General features: G+C 37.2%; 20 protein-coding genes, 1 riboswitch and 1 other annotated feature. Of the genes, 13 read left to right on the top strand and 7 right to left on the bottom strand.

What is annotated here, in order from left to right:
* Positions 1–17 precede the first annotated feature (17 nt).
* On the top strand, positions 18–749 hold the full coding sequence (locus IGL23_RS09665; RefSeq protein WP_002390007.1) for an HAD family hydrolase: 732 nt from the start codon (positions 18–20) through the stop codon (positions 747–749).
* A gap of 23 nt (positions 750–772) precedes the next feature.
* Here the strand turns inward: IGL23_RS09665 and IGL23_RS09660 are convergent, their stop codons facing one another.
* The 6 genes from IGL23_RS09660 to IGL23_RS09635 all read right to left on the bottom strand — a co-directional run bounded on the left by IGL23_RS09660 (position 773) and on the right by IGL23_RS09635 (position 6,026).
* A complete protein-coding gene (locus tag IGL23_RS09660) occupies positions 773–991 on the bottom strand; it encodes an SHOCT domain-containing protein (RefSeq protein WP_033594508.1) in 219 nt (72 codons plus the stop codon).
* 143 nt (positions 992–1,134) lie between these two features.
* A complete protein-coding gene (locus tag IGL23_RS09655) occupies positions 1,135–1,884 on the bottom strand; it encodes a DUF4428 domain-containing protein (RefSeq protein WP_033594471.1) in 750 nt (249 codons plus the stop codon).
* Positions 1,885–1,985: 101 nt separating this feature from the next.
* Complete coding sequence (locus IGL23_RS09650; protein ID WP_225581370.1) at positions 1,986–2,537, bottom strand: DUF5067 domain-containing protein; 552 nt, start codon at positions 2,535–2,537, stop codon at positions 1,986–1,988.
* Between the two features lie 201 nt (positions 2,538–2,738).
* Entirely contained in the window at positions 2,739–3,548 is an 810-nt protein-coding gene (locus tag IGL23_RS09645; protein WP_033594472.1) for a TPM domain-containing protein, read from the bottom strand.
* Positions 3,545–4,690, bottom strand: a complete 1,146-nt coding sequence (locus IGL23_RS09640) for a hypothetical protein (RefSeq protein ID WP_016616130.1) — start codon at positions 4,688–4,690, stop codon at positions 3,545–3,547. Before IGL23_RS09640 ends, IGL23_RS09645 begins: the two co-directional genes overlap by 4 nt.
* Before the next feature lie 103 nt (positions 4,691–4,793).
* Positions 4,794–6,026, bottom strand: coding sequence for an SPFH domain-containing protein (locus IGL23_RS09635; protein ID WP_002356656.1), 1,233 nt, complete (start codon positions 6,024–6,026; stop codon positions 4,794–4,796).
* A gap of 207 nt (positions 6,027–6,233) precedes the next feature.
* Here IGL23_RS09635 and IGL23_RS09630 point away from each other — a divergent pair, with 207 nt between their 5' ends.
* From IGL23_RS09630 to IGL23_RS09600, 7 genes are all read left to right on the top strand, one after another.
* Positions 6,234–8,276 (top strand): penicillin-binding transpeptidase domain-containing protein, encoded by a 2,043-nt coding sequence (locus IGL23_RS09630; RefSeq protein ID WP_010827629.1) that lies wholly within the window; start codon positions 6,234–6,236, stop codon positions 8,274–8,276.
* Between the two features lie 115 nt (positions 8,277–8,391).
* A complete protein-coding gene (gene tsaB, locus IGL23_RS09625) occupies positions 8,392–9,111 on the top strand; it encodes a tRNA (adenosine(37)-N6)-threonylcarbamoyltransferase complex dimerization subunit type 1 TsaB (RefSeq protein ID WP_033594473.1) in 720 nt (239 codons plus the stop codon).
* On the top strand, positions 9,083–9,637 hold the full coding sequence (gene rimI, locus IGL23_RS09620) for a ribosomal protein S18-alanine N-acetyltransferase (protein WP_002384199.1): 555 nt from the start codon (positions 9,083–9,085) through the stop codon (positions 9,635–9,637). Before tsaB ends, rimI (IGL23_RS09620) begins: the two co-directional genes overlap by 29 nt.
* Positions 9,638–9,644: 7 nt before the next feature.
* A complete protein-coding gene (rimI, locus tag IGL23_RS09615) occupies positions 9,645–10,109 on the top strand; it encodes a ribosomal protein S18-alanine N-acetyltransferase (protein WP_002359702.1) in 465 nt (154 codons plus the stop codon).
* Positions 10,106–11,152 carry a tRNA (adenosine(37)-N6)-threonylcarbamoyltransferase complex transferase subunit TsaD gene (gene tsaD, locus IGL23_RS09610; protein ID WP_002388334.1) on the top strand — a complete coding sequence of 349 codons (1,047 nt, stop codon included), beginning with the start codon at positions 10,106–10,108 and terminating at the stop codon, positions 11,150–11,152. Before rimI (IGL23_RS09615) ends, tsaD begins: the two co-directional genes overlap by 4 nt.
* A gap of 42 nt (positions 11,153–11,194) precedes the next feature.
* Positions 11,195–11,398, top strand: a binding site (T-box leader).
* 71 nt (positions 11,399–11,469) lie between these two features.
* Positions 11,470–13,161 carry an arginine--tRNA ligase gene (gene argS, locus IGL23_RS09605; protein ID WP_033594474.1) on the top strand — a complete coding sequence of 564 codons (1,692 nt, stop codon included), beginning with the start codon at positions 11,470–11,472 and terminating at the stop codon, positions 13,159–13,161.
* A gap of 155 nt (positions 13,162–13,316) precedes the next feature.
* Positions 13,317–13,817, top strand: coding sequence for an HD domain-containing protein (locus IGL23_RS09600; protein WP_002356666.1), 501 nt, complete (start codon positions 13,317–13,319; stop codon positions 13,815–13,817).
* An 81-nt stretch (positions 13,818–13,898) separates the two neighbouring features.
* On the opposite strand, the gene IGL23_RS09595 is transcribed toward IGL23_RS09600, so the two are convergent.
* On the bottom strand, positions 13,899–14,231 hold the full coding sequence (locus tag IGL23_RS09595; protein WP_033594475.1) for a helix-turn-helix domain-containing protein: 333 nt from the start codon (positions 14,229–14,231) through the stop codon (positions 13,899–13,901).
* Positions 14,232–14,324: 93 nt separating this feature from the next.
* Here IGL23_RS09595 and IGL23_RS09590 point away from each other — a divergent pair, with 93 nt between their 5' ends.
* The 5 genes from IGL23_RS09590 to typA all read left to right on the top strand — a co-directional run bounded on the left by IGL23_RS09590 (position 14,325) and on the right by typA (position 19,291).
* On the top strand, positions 14,325–14,648 hold the full coding sequence (locus IGL23_RS09590; RefSeq protein WP_033594476.1) for a hypothetical protein: 324 nt from the start codon (positions 14,325–14,327) through the stop codon (positions 14,646–14,648).
* A 64-nt stretch (positions 14,649–14,712) separates the two neighbouring features.
* Positions 14,713–14,782: riboswitch (Fluoride riboswitch) on the top strand.
* A 76-nt stretch (positions 14,783–14,858) separates the two neighbouring features.
* Entirely contained in the window at positions 14,859–16,124 is a 1,266-nt protein-coding gene (locus tag IGL23_RS09585) for a voltage-gated chloride channel family protein (protein WP_033594477.1), read from the top strand.
* Positions 16,125–16,173: 49 nt separating this feature from the next.
* Positions 16,174–16,452 carry a UPF0223 family protein gene (locus IGL23_RS09580; RefSeq protein ID WP_002356679.1) on the top strand — a complete coding sequence of 93 codons (279 nt, stop codon included), beginning with the start codon at positions 16,174–16,176 and terminating at the stop codon, positions 16,450–16,452.
* Positions 16,453–17,235, top strand: coding sequence for an inositol monophosphatase family protein (locus tag IGL23_RS09575; protein ID WP_002356680.1), 783 nt, complete (start codon positions 16,453–16,455; stop codon positions 17,233–17,235).
* Positions 17,236–17,455: 220 nt separating this feature from the next.
* A complete protein-coding gene (gene typA / locus IGL23_RS09570) occupies positions 17,456–19,291 on the top strand; it encodes a translational GTPase TypA (protein WP_002356682.1) in 1,836 nt (611 codons plus the stop codon).
* Positions 19,292–19,328: the final 37 nt, after the last annotated feature.

Below are 19,328 nucleotides of genomic sequence, written 5' to 3'. Positions count from 1 at the left end.
TTTTGAGGTGTTCTTTCATGGAAAATCGAGGAATTTTATTTGATAAAGATGGTACGTGTATTCGTTTTGACACTCTTTGGCAAGCAGGTTTGCAAGCTTGTTTTGAAACACTAAGTATGTTAGCCCCTCATCATTCAGCAGAAATAAAAAAGATATTAGCTATTCAGGAGCAACGTTTTTTGCAAAAACATTTACTTGATGAAGTCCTTTATCAGGAACTTTATCAAGAATTGGCGCAATTTGAGGAATTAGTCGAACAGGGAATCAGCAGTCGATGGCTAGAGCAATTTTTTTATGATTATTTACGAAAAAATCTGAAAAAGATTGAACCAATTGGTGATTTAAAACAGTTATTTCTTGAGCTGAAACGGAAGAACTATAAAATTGGATTAGCAACTTCAGATACTTTGCCAGCGACTATGTTGATTATGGAATATCTTGGTTTAACAGAAATGTTTGATTTTATTGCGACAGGAGATCGTTACTTACCGAAACCAGATGCGGACATGCTCCAAGCCTTTTGTCAGTCATGTCAATTGAAGGCGACAGAAGTAATTATGGTAGGTGATTCGCTCGTGGATGTTTTCATGGGAACGTGTCATGGCAAAGCAGGAATTGGTGTTTTAACCGGCAACTGCCAGTCAACTGATTTTGAAAAGTTTGAAGTAGCTTATTTTCGTGATATCCATGAAATACCTTATCAAGAATTATGGGAAAATACTAAGAAGAAAAAAATCCTGAAAAGATGACGAGTCTTTTCAGGATTTTTTTATTAATCTAATTGAAGCAATTGCCGTTTCTTTTGTTGAAATTCTTCTTCTGTTAGAACTCCTTCATCAACTAACATTTTTAAATTTCTTAACTCAGCCATTACGTCTTCAATAGTGCTAGATGAGTTTTTTTGTGAATCAGATAGTTTTGGTTCAATCGGTTGGTTTTTATCACTCTTTATAGGAGTTGGTATTTCTTTTTCTTTTATTCGACGAACAATAGTGTCTAATGATGAAAGGGCTCGTTCGGCGTTGAAACGGGCTCTATCGATCGCTAATTGACGATCAAATTCAGTGGTTTGCTCACTAAGTGTCTTTAAAAAGGAAATAGTGATGGTTGGGCGTTGCAAATCATCTAGATTAATCAAAATATAGACACTACTGACGCGATCATAAGGTACGTTTTCTTCGGTGAAATGGGTATTTTTTTCTCTAAAATTTTGTAATCAGCGATAATGCTTACTGGCAAAATTTTTGATGAACCAACCAGTCGAAATTTTTTTTCAGGTTCATCGAATTCAATCGAGCCAGCAATAGTTGTTGTAGGATTGAATAGCCGGTTGTCTTCTTGGACATTTCTTAAATCCGTCAATGTCCAAGTTTGGGTATATCCTTGTCCCTGGACACCGAGTTGACCTGCACATTTCTTACAGATTTGGTAATTATCTGAAGTTAAATATTTTCCTTTATTATCCTGACAAAGAGCACATAGATTTCCATAAACTTCAGCATTTTTTTCATTTGCTTTTGCGATTTCAGACTGCTTGTTTATTAACTCTTGTATTTGTTGTAAATCAGCTAAACTTTTTTTATCAACGGACCAAGTGGATACTTTAAGTTTTTTTAAACAGCTTTTTCCTACGCGATAAAAATCACTCGTAAAGTACTTGCCAGTTTCCTCTTCGCAAAGATAACATAAATTTCCCTTTGCTTGCATTGCTTGATCTTTTTTTATAATTTCTTCTTGACGTTTTATAATACTTTCCATTGTTCGATCTTTAATTTCTTTTGGTTTTAACTCTAAATGTTCTGCACAATGTTTACAGATACCGTGATTATCAAAGGTGATGATTTTACCAGGATTTAGATCACACAGTTCGCACATACTTTTCATGGGATGACTCCTTTTTGTTAAGATAAATTAATTTTACCATTCAACTCTATGAAGAACAAACCAAAAAAGCAAGTAGAACTAAGTGCCTACTTGCTTACAGACTATTTAATTGTAATTTCTTCAACAGCGATAGGATCTCCCATGCTGAACATACTGTCTCTGAAAGTAAAAGTTACAGGTTTTGTTTCATCAGCAAATTCATAAGGGTATGCTGCTTGGACAGTTGCGCCAGGATTAACTTTTTTATTTAACATGTCAATTCTATCTTTAATCGGAGAATCATTAACAATTCCATAAGTTAAATCTTCTGTTGTATCGCCGGTATTTTGTGATACGCTAACAAAACTAGAGTATAACATTTGTACATCTTGTGCTTCCTTAGTGTTATTAGTCAAATCAAATAGTACATAAAAGATTGGTTTACCATCGAAACTTGTACCTTTTTGGAATTCGGTGATTTTTAATACACCATCAGGAACAGTCAATGTTCGATCTTTATAAGTCCCTTTATCTTCTTTAGCTTTTGTTTCAGTTGTTGCGGTAGCAGTACTTGAGGTTTTTTTAGTTTTATTAGTGTTGTTTGTTCCAGAACCACATGCACCTAAAAACAGAGTACTAATTAAAACTAATCCTAACATAGAAAATTTTTTCATTTTCACTTTCCCTCCCATAGTTTAGTTAATGATTTGTAGCGCTTACTAAATAGTTGAAAACAATCCCCAATTAAATAACTTTGGACTACAAATCACTTAGTTTAAATGAAAATAAGTATACCGTCCTGTGTAAAAAATAACACACCACAGTATACTTATTTTATCATTATTTTTATGAAATGATTAAAAAAGATAAAAAATCTAAAAACTTCGACCGCCGCCACCGAATGTGCCGCCGCCAGTTGAGTGGGTGGTGCTACCACTACCGCCCATTCCGCCACTGCCGCCATTGTTTTTAGGAATACGACGCGTAGTGATGAAAGAGTTGGTTAACTGATCTGTGCGGGAGGTTAAGTTTAAAGTTGTTTTTTCCCTAAAGGGATATTGATAACTTGAAAATTTTAATTGGTATTTAGAAATATTGATGCCTAAGAAGACCAAGCTGAGTATTAGCGCAGCAGCAAAAGCAATTACCATTTCCAGAGGGGTAATGACTTTATAACGGGTGATTTTACCTGTTTCGCTATCCACACGATAGTGCCCCCCAGGAACCCCTTTATCAACAAATGTTTGAGTTTCCTGAACAAAGGTTTGAGCAGCCGCGAAATAATTTCCTTGACTCACCCCATCCATTACTTTATCTAAGGTATCATCAATTCGTGCACCCGTCATATAATCAATCATGTTTCCAGAAGTAGAGATGTAGACTTTCCGTAAGTCCATATCAATGAGAAAAAGAATCGCATTTTGGTCCTTGCCAACTTTATTTAAAAGATAATAATCTGCATATTCTTGTTCATCGCCATAGGTATTATTATTTGTGGTCACAATAAAGACAGAGGCTTTTGTTTTTTCTTCTAAAGGTTGTATCTCTTGTTTTAGTTGGTTGATTTGATCAGGTGTCAGTAATTGTGCGTCATCATCAATTGAATTTTCAGCCGCCGAAACGGGTAGGGCAAGGCCAAAGGTAAGAAGTATTAGGAAAAAAATAGGTAAAAGTCGTTTTTTCATAGGAAATAACCTCCTAATAAAAAGAGTGCTAAGAGTCCAGCGAAAATGCCTAACGTTGCTAGTCCTAAACGGGTGTAACTAATTGGAAGCACACCGCTTACTTTACCTGTTTGTCCATTCATGGCATAATAATAAACTTTTTTTGATTGTTCCTGACTGCGATAGGTGACTAACCAAATTGGCAAAAGCATATAGTGATTATTTTCTTGGTTTAGAGAAATATCCGTGCGAACATTTGTCAACGTAGTATAACCAGAAGCAGAGTCCCGTAACAATGATTCCGAATAATCTTGTAATTCTTGTTGGACGTGTTTTTTGATTGCTTCATATTCAATATCGCGTTTTTCTGCTTGGAAACCTGCTAGGTATTGGCTTTTGAAAGGCACCGCTTGATCAATTAAAAATGGTTGAACGCCTTCCACCATTTTTTGTTGGACGTTTTTTGACAGGGCATTTTTAACTAATTCTTTAAACGATAATTTTCCTGAACGTCCCACATTGAAACGTTTTGTTTCGGTGTATTCAATATCACCTACGCGCCAAATGCGAATACTTGTGCCAGTAGCTTGCAGTTGTCCGTCGACTTCTGCATCAACGACCCAATAGGGGAAGTAAACCCCAGTTAATTTATCGATTTGATTTTTGCTGAAAAAATCTCGGGGAATGAACCATTTTTTCTTGGTCCAAGCGAGAAATTTTTCAATCGCTTCATCTTTTTCAATTGTAAAGGGTAAGACGTTTTCTGGTAAAAATTCGCCACTTAATCGACCAGCCAAGACAACTGGATTATGGCAATAATAACAGTATGTGGCAGCCGTTGTTGCATCGGTGACAATTTGAGCGCCACAGCTTGGACAATTAAAAATTTCCATTGTGCCTGCATCTGCAGCTGCTTCATTCTCAGTGGTCTCTGTTTGTTGCGTAGCGGAGGCTTCTTCTTCCGCCGTGAAAGTCAAATTTTCCTCGGCAGTCGTTGTTGAGGGATTCTCTAAATGCGCCTCATGTTGCTGTTGCTCATAACGAGTCACCTCTTCTTCCGTGTAAATATTTAAACAATATTCACAATGAAATTTTTGATCTTTGGGATTAAATAAGAGCGGGCCGCCACAGTTGGGGCATTTATGGGTAAATGTTGTTTCCATTGCAACCGTCCTTTCTAATAGAGTGAGTAAATAACAGGAATCTGATTCAAAGAAAAAGGGTAGACTTGTGCCTGACCCTTTTCTTTAATTGTTCACTACTTGCTTATAAAGGAACCCCTTGGAATGGTTTACCACAATGTGGACAGAACTTAGGAATACCATTGCTTAAGTCAACAATTTCGCTACATTCACTACATTTCATTTCTAATTTTGGTTTCTCGTTTGTTGGTTTTGGTGTACCACAGTTTGAACAAAACTTCCCAGTGTTTTCAGTCCCACATTGTGGGCAAGTCCAAGTGTCTGTAGCCCCTTGTGCGTTTTGCTGGTTTTGTTTTTCTTGCATTTGTTGTTGGTTTGTTTGAGACGCTTGCGCAAAGTAGTTGCCATTCGCATTCATGCCCATACCAACACCCATAAAGCCGCTCATAGCGCCACCTTCATTTTTACCAGCAGCCTCCATACCACGAGCCAAGGAACCTTGAACATAGCCTTCGCGAACACCTGGATCGCTGAGCATAGCACCTTCATTTCGCATGTTGATTAATTTAGTTGAATCATCTGTATAAGAAATGCTCGCAACTGCTACAGAAACAATTTCCATGCCACGATTGGTGCGCCAATCCTCGTCAAGCGCAGTTTGCATATATTTACTTAATTCAACACTTTTTGAGGGAACGTAAGAAATACGTTGCCCATCAGCAGACATTTGATTGATTGCTGCTTGCAATGCTGTAATGAACTCTGCCAAATATTGTTCATTAATATCATTAATATCTACTTGCGTTTGATTTTTAGGAATCGCATTAGTATAAAATAGTAAAGGATCTGTAATTTTAATTGAGTAATTTCCGTGTGCACGTAAGAAAAGTTCGGCATTATAAAAATTATCAAAATAGTTTAATGGCGCAGGTGTTCCAAATTTAATGCCTTTAATTTCTTGCAAGTTAATATAAAAAACTTGTTGTTTTTGTGGAGTTACGCCACCAAATTTGAAACGACTGAAGGTCTCTGCAATCGCATCTTTTAAAGAACCGTTAAACATTGAAGGCGCAGAATCATTTTTGACTGTATAATAGCCTTCTTCAGCAGTGTAATCGATGATTTTGCCCCCATCGACAAGAAGCATCATCATGTTGGGATAGACATGTACAACAGAACCATCTGTTAAAACATCGTCCGTTCCTTTACGATTAGAACCACGTTTATCATCTTTACGCACAAAAACACCTTTTGTCATGACGGTTGTGTCCCCCATATTATCAGGTTCAATAACCTCTAGCCATTGATCGGCCAAGCCACCGCCAACTGAACTTGTTGCTGCTTTAATAAGTCCCATGTTCATTCCTCCTAATAAAAAACTAATTGTTACAGCTAGTATACCACACAATGAATGCAGAGAAATCCAACGAAAGCCTGATGAAATGGAAAAAATTGATCAAACTTTATTAAGAAATTAAAAAAAGTATAGGTGAAACACAAGCATTTTAAAAAAAGTTACGTATAATAGAAGAAAAGACATATTATATAGTTAGGGGATTATTGAATGGAACGAAGCAATCGTAATAAAAAATCTTCAAAAAAACCACTTATTCTTGGTGTTTCTGCCTTGGTTCTAATCGCTGCTGCCGGTGGCGGGTATTATGCTTATAGTCAATGGCAAGCCAAACAAGAATTAGCCGAAGCGAAGAAAACAGCTACTAAATTTTTAAACGTATTGTCAAAACAGGAATTTGATAAGTTACCGTCCGTTGTTCAAGAAGCTAGCTTAAAGAAAAATGGCTATGATACTAAATCTGTTGTTGAAAAATACCAAGCAATTTATTCAGGGATTCAAGCAGAAGGAGTCAAAGCTAGTGATGTCCAAGTCAAAAAGGCGAAAGACAATCAATACACATTTACCTATAAATTATCGATGAGCACTCCTTTAGGCGAAATGAAAGATTTGTCTTATCAATCAAGTATCGCCAAGAAAGGCGATACCTACCAAATCGCTTGGAAGCCGTCTTTAATTTTTCCAGATATGTCAGGAAATGATAAAATTTCGATTCAAGTAGATAATGCCAAACGTGGAGAAATTGTCGATCGTAATGGTAGTGGGCTAGCAATTAACAAAGTGTTTGATGAAGTGGGCGTAGTGCCTGGCAAACTCGGTTCTGGCGCAGAAAAAACAGCCAATATCAAAGCTTTTAGTGATAAGTTCGGCGTTTCTGTTGATGAAATCAATCAAAAGTTAAGCCAAGGGTGGGTCCAAGCAGACTCCTTTGTACCAATCACAGTCGCTTCTGAACCAGTGACAGAATTACCAACAGGGGCTGCGACAAAAGATACAGAGTCACGTTATTATCCGCTGGGGGAAGCAGCTGCGCAATTAATCGGGTATACGGGCACCATTACTGCAGAAGATATTGAAAAAAATCCAGAGTTAAGTAGTACGGGCGTAATTGGTAAAACTGGCTTAGAACGAGCGTTTGATAAAGAATTAAGAGGGCAAGATGGTGGCTCACTAGTTATTTTAGATGACAAAGAGAATGTCAAAAAAGCTTTACAAACCAAAGAGAAAAAAGATGGTCAAACGATTAAATTAACGATTGACAGCGGGGTACAACAACAAGCTTTTGCTATATTTGACAAACGTCCTGGTAGTGCGGTCATTACCGATCCTCAAAAAGGCGATTTATTAGCAACGGTTAGTTCACCTTCGTATGATCCTAATAAAATGGCCAATGGCATTTCTCAAAAAGAATATGATGCTTACAATAACAACAAAGATTTACCATTCACAGCACGTTTTGCGACAGGCTATGCACCAGGCTCTACCTTTAAAACAATTACCGGTGCCATTGGTTTAGATGCAGGGACATTGAAGCCAGATGAAGAGCTAGAAATTAATGGCTTGAAATGGCAAAAAGATAAATCTTGGGGCGGCTATTTTGCGACACGTGTAAAAGAAGCAAGTCCAGTCAATCTGCGTACCGCTTTAGTTAATTCAGATAATATTTATTTTGCCCAACAAACATTACGGATGGGAGAAGACAAATTTAGAGCGGGTCTTAATAAATTCATTTTCGGTGAGGAACTAGATTTACCAATTGCCATGACGCCCGCTCAAATTTCAAATGAAGATAAATTTAATTCTGAAATTCTTTTAGCAGATACGGGCTACGGTCAAGGCCAATTGTTAATTTCACCAATCCAGCAAGCTACCATGTATAGTGTTTTCCAAAATAATGGAACATTAGTCTATCCAAAATTAGTTTTAGACAAAGAAACGAAGAAAAAAGACAATGTAATCAGCGCCAACGCAGCGAATACAATTGCCACAGATCTTTTAGGTAGTGTGGAAGATCCTTCAGGTTATGTTTATAATATGTACAATCCGAACTTCTCATTGGCTGCTAAAACAGGAACAGCTGAAATAAAAGATAAACAAGATACAGATGGCAAAGAAAACAGTTTCCTTCTAACGTTAGATCGTAGTAACAATAAATTCTTAACAATGATTATGGTTGAAAATTCAGGAGAAAATGGTTCTGCAACAGATATCAGTAAACCATTAATTGATTACTTAGAAGCAACCATTAAATAAAAAGAGAAAATGAACGAAACGAGGTTTCTGTAAAAAGAAACCTCGTTTTCCCTTTTTAGAAAAAGGAAAGTGTGCTACAATGAAGCGACTAAATTGTAGAAGGAAAGGGATTCGTGTGCGAATTTTAGCAATAGATACATCTAACCAAACATTGAGTATTGCTGTGTGTGAAAATCAAAAAATTCTGGGAAGTTATACAGCAACGGTTAAAAGAAATCATAGCTTAACATTAATGCCGGCAATTGACTATTTGATGAGCCAATTGAACTTGGCGCCAACGGCAATTGATCGTTTTGTCGTAGCAGAAGGACCTGGATCATACACTGGCTTACGTTTAGGCGTGACGACTGCCAAAACATTGGCCTATACTTTAAAGAAAGAGCTAGTAGGCATTTCCAGTCTACAAACGTTAGCTGCCAATTGTGTTGGACAAACCGGTTTAATTGTGCCTCTTTTTGATGCGCGTCGTAAAAACGTCTATGCTGGTGCTTATCGGTTTGTCGATGGCGTGTGGCAAAATGAGTTACCGGACCAACATATTTTACTGCGGGAGTTATTAGAACAACTAAAAAATGAACCAAATCTTTTTTTTGTTGGTGAAGATGTTGAAAAATTCACTGAAGAAATAGCTCAAATCATTCCTCATGGGGAAATTTGTGATGTCCCGCAATGGCAAATTCCTAATGCCGCAGTTTTGGCTGCGTTAGGTAGTGTGGCTGAACCTGTTGAAAATGTTCATGGGTTCTTACCTGCGTATTTGAAAAAAGTAGAAGCGGAAGAAAATTGGTTGAAGACACACACGCCTAATGGAGAAAGCTATGTGGAAAAACTTTAATTTTGTGACAAAATACTTTACAAAAAGACGGCAACGGTATATAACTAAAACCATTGCAATGAACCAGCAAGAATTTCAATTGCGTGAAATCACCTACCAAGATATTAAGGATTTACTAGCAATTGAACGTGAAGTTTACGCTGGGGAACTTCCTTGGACGATGTCTGCTTTCATGGCAGAACTTGGCTCAAAAGCGCCGCATCTCTATTTGTTAGCGGCAATTAACGGGAAAACAGTTGGCTTTATTGGCTGTCGGATTCAAGGAACGGATGCACACATTACGAATGTCGCTGTTCACACAGCATACCAAGGCTTAGGTTTAGGTCGTTCTTTAATAGAAGAAACGCGAATTTTTGCCAAGAAAAATCGTTGTGAAACCTTATCGCTAGAAGTACGAATGAGTAATGTTAAAGCCCAACGTTTGTATCGAAAAATTGGCTTTGCCTCACAGACGGTGAAAAAAGGCTATTATGACGAAAATAATGAAGACGCACTAGAAATGATAATTGATTTAAAAGAAGAGTGAAGAAAAAATGTTAGTAACAAAAAAAGAAATATCTGTAGCAAATATTGGTGAAGAATTATGGCGTTTTAGTAATTCTTCTTATACAACTGGCTCCCCTTGGACAGAAACACAATTCGCGGAAGATTTTGCTCAGGAAAATAGCGAATATCTTTTTTTAGTTGAAAATGGCCAGTGGTTAGGTTATATTGCCTATCATTTTATTTTAGATGAAGCAGAAATTAGTCACGTTGTTGTGAATGGTCAGAAACAACACCAAGGAATTGGTTGTCAGTTAATGAAAGCTTTTAAAGAATATGTTAAAAGTCGTGACATTACACAAATTTTCTTAGAGGTCAGAGAATCGAATACATTAGCTCAAAAACTTTATGAGAAAACAGGATTTCGGAAAGTAGCTGTACGAAAAAATTATTATAAAGAACCGCAAGAAAATGCCTTTGTAATGTGTGCGAAATTAAGGAAGGAAGCCCAATGACAATTTTTACAAAAGAACGTAAATTATTATTAGCTGTGGAAAGTAGCTGTGATGAAACAAGTGTGGCTGTCATTGAAGATGGCGACAAAATTCTTTCCAATATCGTTGCTTCGCAAATTAAGAGCCATCAACGTTTTGGTGGAGTCGTTCCGGAAGTTGCGAGTCGTCATCATGTTGAACAAGTGACGATCTGTATTGAAGAAGCATTAACAGAAGCGAAAGTCACACCAGAAGAGCTTAGTGGTGTTGCTGTGACCTATGGGCCTGGGTTAGTCGGTGCTTTATTAATAGGGCTTTCTGCAGCAAAAGCATTTGCTTGGGCGCACCAATTACCACTTATTCCAGTCAATCATATGGCTGGGCACATTTATGCTGCCCGTTTTGTGGCACCGCTCGAATTTCCATTGATGGCCTTACTCGTTAGTGGAGGACATACGGAATTGGTCTACATGAAAGAAGATGGCTCTTTCGAAATTGTTGGTGAAACACGTGATGATGCAGCTGGTGAAGCGTATGATAAAGTCGGACGTGTATTAGGGTTGCCTTATCCTAGTGGCAAAGAGATTGATGCTTTGGCCCATGAAGGCACAGATACCTATCAATTTCCACGGGCGATGCTAAAAGAGGATAACTATGACTTTAGCTTTAGTGGTTTGAAAAGTGCGTTTATTAACACGGTTCATAATGCAGAGCAACGTGGTGAAGCACTGTCTACAAAGGATTTAGCCGCAAGTTTTCAGGCGAGTGTGGTAGAAGTATTAGTGACTAAAACCATTCGTGCTTGTCAAGAATATCCTGTTAAGCAATTGCTAATCGCTGGGGGCGTTGCTGCGAATCAAGGATTACGAGAAGCAATGAGACATGCAATCAGTGAACAATTACCAGAAGTGACATTACTTATTCCGCCATTAAAACTTTGTGGGGATAACGCGGCGATGATTGGCGCTGCCGCTTTTATCGAAGCTGAAAAGAATCACTTTGCTTCGTATAACTTAAATGCAGAACCTGGCGTTAGTTTTATGACAATTAGTGAAGAAGGCTAGCCAGCTAGACAAAAATTTGCTATAATGAAGCCAGTTTAACAATGACATTCAATGATAAAGAGAGTACTTATTTCAACGTCAGCTTAGCGATCTTGGGAAGGTGGGAGCCAAGAGTGATCGGAATGAGGAAGCGCACTTTTAGAATTCTGCTGAAAGCAGACGGCAATCACCGTTATCGATGAAGCAGGTCTATCCAAGTAGTATAGACAATTAGAGTGGTACCGCGGGTAAATTCTCGTCTCTGACAAAACAAATTATTTTGTTTTGTCAGAGACGTTTTTGTTTTTTATACTTACAAATTAATCAGGAGGGTTCTTATGAACAACAAAGAAATCGTAGCAAAAGCGTTACATGATGTTTTAAATGAAGAATTAACGATGGATCAAATCGAACAATTATTGGAAAATCCTAAATCAGTTGATCATGGAGATGTGGCTTTTCCAGCCTTTTCATTAGCTAAAATTTATCGTAAAGCACCACAACAAATTGCAGCAGAATTAGCAGAAAAAATTGATGGCACAAATTTTGAAAAAATTGAAGTGGTGGGACCTTATTTAAACTTCTTCATGAATAAAGAAGCAGTCAGTCAAGCTGTTATTGGCGAAGTAGTCAAAGAAAAAAACAACTACGGAAACAGTACCTTTGGCAATAATGGCAATGTTCCTATTGATATGTCTTCACCAAACATTGCTAAACCAATTTCTATGGGGCACTTACGTTCTACGGTAATCGGGAATTCAATTGCCTTTATTTTAGAAAAAATTGGGTATCAGCCAATTCGGATTAACCACTTAGGTGACTGGGGTACACAGTTTGGTAAGTTAATTGTAGCTTATAAAAAATGGGGTTCTGAAGAAGCAGTCCGCCAACAACCAATTAATGAATTATTGCGCTTATATGTGCAATTTCATGAAGAAGCAGAAGAAAAACCAGAATTAGAAGACGAAGCACGTGCCTGGTTTAAAAAATTAGAAGAAGGAGACCAAGAAGCTAATGAATTATGGAAATGGTTCCGTAGCGAGTCTCTAAAAGAATTTGATAAAATCTATTCCATGTTAGAAGTTGAATTTGATTCATACAATGGCGAAGCCTTTTATAATGATAAAATGGATGAAATTGTTACTTTATTAGAAGAAAAACATTTATTAACAGAAAATCAAGGTGCAGAAATTGTTGATTTGACAGAATATAATTTAAATCCAGCACTTATTCGTAAATCAGATGGTGCGACGTTATATATCACAAGGGATTTAGCTGCTGCGCTTTACCGTAAACGGACGTATGATTTTGCCAAATCACTTTATGTAGTCGGCAACGAACAAAGCAATCACTTCAAACAATTAAAAGCAGTCTTGAAAGAACTAGGATTTGAATGGTCAGATGATATGGAACACATTCCGTTTGGTTTAATTACTCAGGGCGGTAAAAAATTATCCACACGTAAAGGGAAAATTGTTTTATTAGAAGAAGTATTGAATGAAGCTGTTACTTTAGCAGGAAATCAAATTAACGAGAAAAATCCAGACTTAGCAAATCGTGAAGAAGTGGCGAAACAAGTAGGTGTAGGTGCAGTTATTTTCCATGACCTTAAAAATGATCGTCTAAATAATTTCGATTTTGTATTAGATGAAGTTGTTCGTTTTGAAGGCGAAACTGGGCCATATGTTCAATATACACATGCTCGTGCGATGAGTATTTTACGTAAAGCAAACTTTACACCAGACACTACACAACGTTATGCACTAAATGACAAGGATAGCTGGGAAGTCGTGAAGTTGTTACAAAAATTCCCTGAAACCGTGATGCAAGCTGCTGAAAAATATGAACCATCTGTTATTGCGAAACATAGCATTCATTTAGCACAAGCGTTCAATAAATATTATGCCCATGTTCGGATTTTGGATGAAGATGATCAAAAAGAGGCACGCTTAGCGTTAGTTTATGCAGTAGCTACTGTTTTAAAAGAAGATTTACGTTTACTAGGATTACATGCACCAGAAGAAATGTAGAAGTTTTTGTGAAAATTTTACTGCGTTGAACGCTAAACTTATTAAGCAAATATTAAAGTTAAGTTACAGATTGAGAAATTCATAGTAATTAAATAGCTGGGGTGCTATACTCGAGTCAAGTTATAAAAGGATTAGAAAAGGTGGCACCCAATTATATGACAGAAAAATGGCGTGAAGACGAAGAATATCTTTCTTATGTAGAAGATTTATTAGCAACCGAAGAAGTCCAAAAATTAGCAGAATACACACAACATATGCATTCAACTCGTTTAGAACATTCAATTAGTGTTTCCTATCATAGCTATAAATTAGCAAAGCGTTGGAACGGCAATGCTCGTGCAACAGCTCGTGCTGGTTTATTACATGATTTGTTTTACTATGATTGGCGCACAACAAAGTTTGACGAAGGCTCTCATGCTTATGTTCATCCACGAATTGCAGCCAAAAATGCTGAAAAAATTACAGAGTTGTCTGATTTAGAACGAGACATTATTATTAAACATATGTGGGGCGCAACTATTGCACCACCAAAATACAAAGAAAGTTACATTGTAACCTTTGTTGACAAATATTGTGCTGTCAAAGAAGCAGCGTTGCCGATGACGACAGCCATGAAAACCAAATGGCGTCAGTATTTTGGCCAACAGTCAATCTAATAAAAAGCTTATCCTTACGGATAAGCTTTTTTTGTTTGACGTTGACTAAAAAGTCTAGCATTCATCTATTTAAAATAAATATTAAAAGTAATTTTGTTCTGTTAATTTCTTTTGAGCGTATCGAAAGACTGCTTCTTGATTTTCAGTTGTTAACTGTTTGTATATGTTCATAATATTGGTTGGGACAATAAATGGCGTTTCTTCCGTTTCAGGAATACCTAAGATTTCAAGAGGTGATACATCTAAAATTTTTGATAAGGCGACAATTTTATCCCTCCCCATATTTTCAATCATTCCAGTTTCCCATTTCCTGACGGTACTTTTTCCAACACCAACAAAATTTCCAACTTGTTCTAATGTAAGATTTTTCTCCATCCTTTTTTGCTTCAAAAAATTTTCTTTCAAAAAAACCACCTCCGTAAAAACATTCTAGCACAAAAAGTGTCGCAAAAGAAACATGTTTTACTCTATACATAGAGTGATAAATAACTATTGAATAGGCATATATTGACGGTTTTTTCACAAAATGATATACTTCCAGTGTCTAATAAGACACTAAAAGGGGTGAAAAGGGGGAGTAAAATGGAATCAAATTTAATTCATTCAAAATTGAAATTAAAAGGGAAAAATGTTGAATGGTTAGCAAGTGAAATGACCGCTGCAGGTCAACCAATCTCAGCTTCAACAATTTATAAGAAATTAAAAGGAGAGGTTGTATTTAAAGCTTCAGATATTAAATTGATTTCTAAGTTGTTAGATCTGGAAAGCGAAGAAATCATGGTTATTTTTTTTAATGAGTTAGTGTCCAAAAAGACACGTGGAGATTGTTAAAGGTAATGAGTTATTCTTCTATTGCACTTTCCAGAGTTGCGTGGTATTATTTTTAATAGTTTAATAGCAACATGGTGATGGTGTTCACCACGAACTATTTATTGGACGAATAAATTAATGACGCCTACCAAACGGGAGAAGTGTACCCTTTGGTAGGCTTTTTCTGTACGCTAGGATTGGCGATAAGAAAATTGTAAAGGAGCATGTAAAGTGAAAAAAGAAACAAAGCAACTACTATCAATCAGCGGTTATATGGCAAAATGGTTGCTCATTACCGCAATTATTGGTTTATTTATGGGGGCGTTATCCGCCTTTTTCTTAAAGAGTCTTACCTATGTAACAGATGTTCGTTTAGCAAATCCTTGGTTACTCTTTATCCTCCCCATTAGCGGTGTCGTTTTTACGTATTTCTATACGCGTTTTGGGAAAAATTCTAGCCGAGGAAATAACTTAGTGATTGAACAAGGCAATGGCGGGGAAGAAGATATTCCCTTGCGCTTAATTCCTTTAACATTGTTTGGCACGATTACTACGCACTTATTTGGTGGTTCCGTTGGTCGTGAAGGGACGGCGGTGCAAATGGGGGGCGCAATCGCAAATGCTGTAGGAAAAGTCTTTAAACTGTCCGCTTTGGAACGACAAGTAATTATTATCAGTGGAATTAGTGCAGGTTTTAGTTCTGTTTTTGGCACACCATTAGCGGGAACGGTTTTCGGATTAGAAGTTTTGGCGATTGGAAAAGTTCGTGCAGAGGCACTTTTCCCAAGTTTTTTTGCAGGCTTATTTGCTAATTTTGTAACTGAAAGTTTTGGTGTAACACATACGCATTATCCGATGGGCAAAATTCCGACTTGGTCAGTTGATCTATTTGTAAAATTATTTTTGGCATCGATTTGTTTTGGCTTGGCAGGTTGGGTTTTTAGTCGTTCCATTGTCTTTTTAAAAAAGACCTATGCAAATTGGTTTGCTAATGTCTACCTTCGTGCGTTTCTTGGGGCGTCCATTGTCGTTCTGTTTGTGCTCGTCTTAAACAACCAACGTTATTTAGGCTTGAGTTTACCTTTACTAGAAGATGCTTTTGCAGGCAATGCGCAGCCTTTTGATTTTGTTGGGAAATTATTCTTTACGGTGTTATCCTTGGGTGCCGGATTCCAAGGAGGAGAAGTGACGCCATTGTTTGAAATTGGGGCTACGTTAGGTAGTTCTTTGGCCCCTTTGTTACATCTGTCAATTCCTTTTTTAGCAGGTTTAGGATTTATTGGTGTTTTTTCTGGCGCCACGAATACGCCGATTGCTTGTTTCATTATGGGCATTGAACTATTTGGTAGTGAAGCGGCAGTCTATTTTTTCATGGTCTGCTTAATCAGTTTTATGTGTTCAGGAAATAGCGGTATTTATGCTTCGCAACAAAGTTTGTATCGTAAAGGAACAGCAGAATATCCTCTCTTTAACGCATTAAAAAATCGACGTAAATAAGATGTTTTTTTATGAAAATATGCTAAACTAGAGAAGATGAGGTGAAGACATGAAAGACTATCAATATCCATTAGATTTAGATTGGACGACAGAGGAAATGGTGATTGTCACTAATATGTGGACAGCAGTTGAGCAAGCCAACGAAACAGGCTTGCCTGTTGACAAATTTTTAACAACTTATCAACAATTTAAAACGGTCGTTAAAAGTATCGGCGAAGAAAAACGCTTAGGTCGTGAATTTGAAAATGCTTCAGGATATTCGTTATATCGTACGCTTCAACAAGCTAAAAAACAGGGAAGCGGTAAATTAAAGCTGGGGGATGATTAGATGACTGAAACGCAAAAATTTATTCAAACAATTCAAAGTTGGCTTTTTGAAGCAGCCGATGTGATTCGAATGAACTTGGAATCAGAGTTAACCGTTCAACAGAAAAATGGCCGCACCGATTTAGTGACAAATATGGATGAACAAACCCAAGAATTTTTAATGAATAAAATTCAAACAAATTTTCCCGAAGATCAAATTTTAGGGGAAGAAAAAGGCTACAATACTTTAAAAAGTTTTGCTGGTCGCGTGTGGATCATCGATCCGATTGATGGCACAATGAATTTCGTGATGGAAAGAGAAAATTTTTGTATTATGTTAGCTGTTTATGAAGACGGCATTGGTAAATTAGGTTTTATCTATGATGTGATGCGAGAAGAACTTTATTGGGGCGGCAAAGGGCTTGGCGTTTATCGGAATAATCAATTATTAAAAGCGCCTACTATGAAAGCCTTGGCAGATGGATTATGGGGCATGAATGCTTACATGCATGGAAAAAATATTCATCACGCAACGGAAATCGGACAAGCAAGCATGGGCGTGCGTATTAGCGGTTGTGCAGGTTTGGAAATTATTGCTATGTTAAAAGGCAACCATCATGGCTATTTATCTAATCTAAGTCCTTGGGATTATGCAGCAGGCTTAGTACTTTTGGAAGAATTTGGGTTTAAATACTCTGGTATTACAGGAAAACCATTAACTTTTGCGGGTCGTGAATACTTTATTGCAGCAACTCCTGAAACCTATGATGAAGTATTTACCCGATATTTAAATGAATCGGAATAATCAAAGAAGAGCGTTGCTGAAAGGTAAGGCTCTTCCTCTTTTAAAAGAGAAAAATTTGTAAAAAAATGTCCTTGTTTTCAGAAAAAGCCGAATAATTTCTAAAACTTTCATTATTTTTGCAGGCGAAAGCCTTTTTTTAATGAAAAAAGTTTGCTATAATAAGCAGTCGGCTTTTATGGACTTAAGTAACATAAGCGTATATAGATAAGGAGCAATTAAATTGAAATACAGAGATGATATTCGTAACGTGGCAATTATCGCCCACGTTGACCATGGTAAAACAACCTTAGTAGATGAACTTTTAAAACAATCTGACACTTTAGATGGACACACACAATTACAAGAACGTGCAATGGATTCCAATGCACTTGAAAGTGAACGTGGAATTACTATCTTAGCAAAAAATACAGCCGTAGATTATAACGGTACACGTATCAACATTCTAGATACACCAGGACACGCGGACTTCGGTGGTGAAGTAGAACGTATCATGAAAATGGTAGACGGTGTTGTTTTAGTTGTCGATGCGTATGAAGGAACAATGCCTCAAACACGTTTCGTATTGAAAAAAGCATTAGAACAAAAAGTAACACCAATCGTGGTTGTTAATAAAATTGACAAACCTTCTGCTCGTCCTGAACACGTAGTAGATGAAGTTTTAGAGTTATTCATCGAATTAGGCGCAGACGACGATCAATTAGATTTCCCAGTTGTTTATGCTTCTGCTTTAAACGGAACTTCAAGTGAATCAGATGATCCAGCAGATCAAGAGCCAACAATGGCCCCAATTTTTGATAAAATTATTGAACATGTGCCAGCTCCAGTTGACAATTCAGACGAACCACTTCAATTCCAAGTCTCATTACTAGACTACAACGATTACGTTGGACGTATTGGGATTGGCCGTGTGTTCCGTGGCACAATGAAAGTCGGCGACCAAGTTGCGTTGATGAAATTAGATGGCAGCGTGAAAAATTTCCGTGTAACGAAAATTTTAGGTTTCTTTGGCTTACAACGTGTGGAAATTGATGAAGCAAAAGCGGGCGATTTAATTGCCGTTTCTGGAATGGAAGACATTTTCGTTGGGGAAACAGTTGTAGATGTTCACAATCAAGAAGCATTACCAATTCTACACATTGATGAGCCAACCTTACAAATGACTTTCTTAGTTAACAATTCTCCATTTGCGGGACGTGAAGGAAAATACATCACCGCTCGTAAAATCGAAGAACGTTTAATGGCTGAATTACAAACAGACGTATCTTTACGTGTTGATCCAATTGGCCCAGATTCTTGGACTGTATCAGGCCGTGGCGAATTGCATTTATCAATTTTAATTGAAAACATGCGTCGTGAAGGCTATGAATTACAAGTTTCTCGTCCAGAAGTTATTGAACGTGAAATTGATGGGGTTAAATGTGAACCATTTGAACGTGTTCAAATTGACACACCTGAAGAATACATGGGTAGCGTGATTGAATCCCTAAGTTTACGTAAAGGCGAAATGCAAGATATGATTAATGCCGGTAACGGACAAATGCGTTTAATCTTCTTAGCACCAGCTCGTGGCTTAATTGGTTATTCAACAGAATTCTTATCAATGACTCGTGGTTATGGTATTATGAACCACACCTTCGATCAATACTTACCAATGATTCAAGGAACGATTGGCGGCCGTCATCAAGGTGCGCTAGTTTCAATCGATACTGGTAAAGCAACGACTTACTCAATCATGAGTATTGAAGAACGTGGTACAGTTTTCGTTGAACCAACGACAGAAGTTTACGAAGGAATGATTGTTGGGGAAAACAACCGCGACAATGATTTAACTGTGAACATCACAAAAGCCAAACAAATGACTAACGTTCGTTCGGCAACGAAAGACCAAACATCAGTCATTAAAAAACCGAAAAAATTAACGTTAGAAGAATCATTAGAATTCTTGAATGAAGATGAATACTGTGAAGTAACACCAGAAAGCATCCGTTTAAGAAAACAAATTCTTAACAAAAACGAACGCGAAAAAGCAAGCAAGAAAAAGAAAAAAGCTGAATAATTTTTTTGAAAAGTACAAAATGCCAATGGCTATTGTA

The sequence above is a fragment of the Enterococcus sp. MSG3299 genome, from assembly GCF_050555765.1.
Classification (GTDB): Bacteria; Bacillota; Bacilli; order Lactobacillales; family Enterococcaceae; genus Enterococcus; species Enterococcus faecalis.
This window is presented reverse-complemented; position numbering and strand designations above follow the sequence as displayed.

Coding starts and splice junctions, on each gene's coding strand:
- IGL23_RS09665 (WP_002390007.1), top strand. CDS start 18: ATGGAAAATCGAGGAATTTTATTTGATAAAGATGGTACGTGTATTCGT.
- IGL23_RS09655 (WP_033594471.1), bottom strand. CDS start 1,884: ATGAAAAGTATGTGCGAACTGTGTGATCTAAATCCTGGTAAAATCATC.
- IGL23_RS09650 (WP_225581370.1), bottom strand. CDS start 2,537: ATGAAAAAATTTTCTATGTTAGGATTAGTTTTAATTAGTACTCTGTTT.
- IGL23_RS09645 (WP_033594472.1), bottom strand. CDS start 3,548: ATGAAAAAACGACTTTTACCTATTTTTTTCCTAATACTTCTTACCTTT.
- IGL23_RS09640 (WP_016616130.1), bottom strand. CDS start 4,690: ATGGAAACAACATTTACCCATAAATGCCCCAACTGTGGCGGCCCGCTC.
- IGL23_RS09635 (WP_002356656.1), bottom strand. CDS start 6,026: ATGGGACTTATTAAAGCAGCAACAAGTTCAGTTGGCGGTGGCTTGGCC.
- IGL23_RS09630 (WP_010827629.1), top strand. CDS start 6,234: ATGGAACGAAGCAATCGTAATAAAAAATCTTCAAAAAAACCACTTATT.
- rimI (WP_002384199.1), top strand. CDS start 9,083: ATGGAGAAAGCTATGTGGAAAAACTTTAATTTTGTGACAAAATACTTT.
- rimI (WP_002359702.1), top strand. CDS start 9,645: ATGTTAGTAACAAAAAAAGAAATATCTGTAGCAAATATTGGTGAAGAA.
- tsaD (WP_002388334.1), top strand. CDS start 10,106: ATGACAATTTTTACAAAAGAACGTAAATTATTATTAGCTGTGGAAAGT.
- argS (WP_033594474.1), top strand. CDS start 11,470: ATGAACAACAAAGAAATCGTAGCAAAAGCGTTACATGATGTTTTAAAT.
- IGL23_RS09600 (WP_002356666.1), top strand. CDS start 13,317: ATGACAGAAAAATGGCGTGAAGACGAAGAATATCTTTCTTATGTAGAA.
- IGL23_RS09580 (WP_002356679.1), top strand. CDS start 16,174: ATGAAAGACTATCAATATCCATTAGATTTAGATTGGACGACAGAGGAA.
- IGL23_RS09575 (WP_002356680.1), top strand. CDS start 16,453: ATGACTGAAACGCAAAAATTTATTCAAACAATTCAAAGTTGGCTTTTT.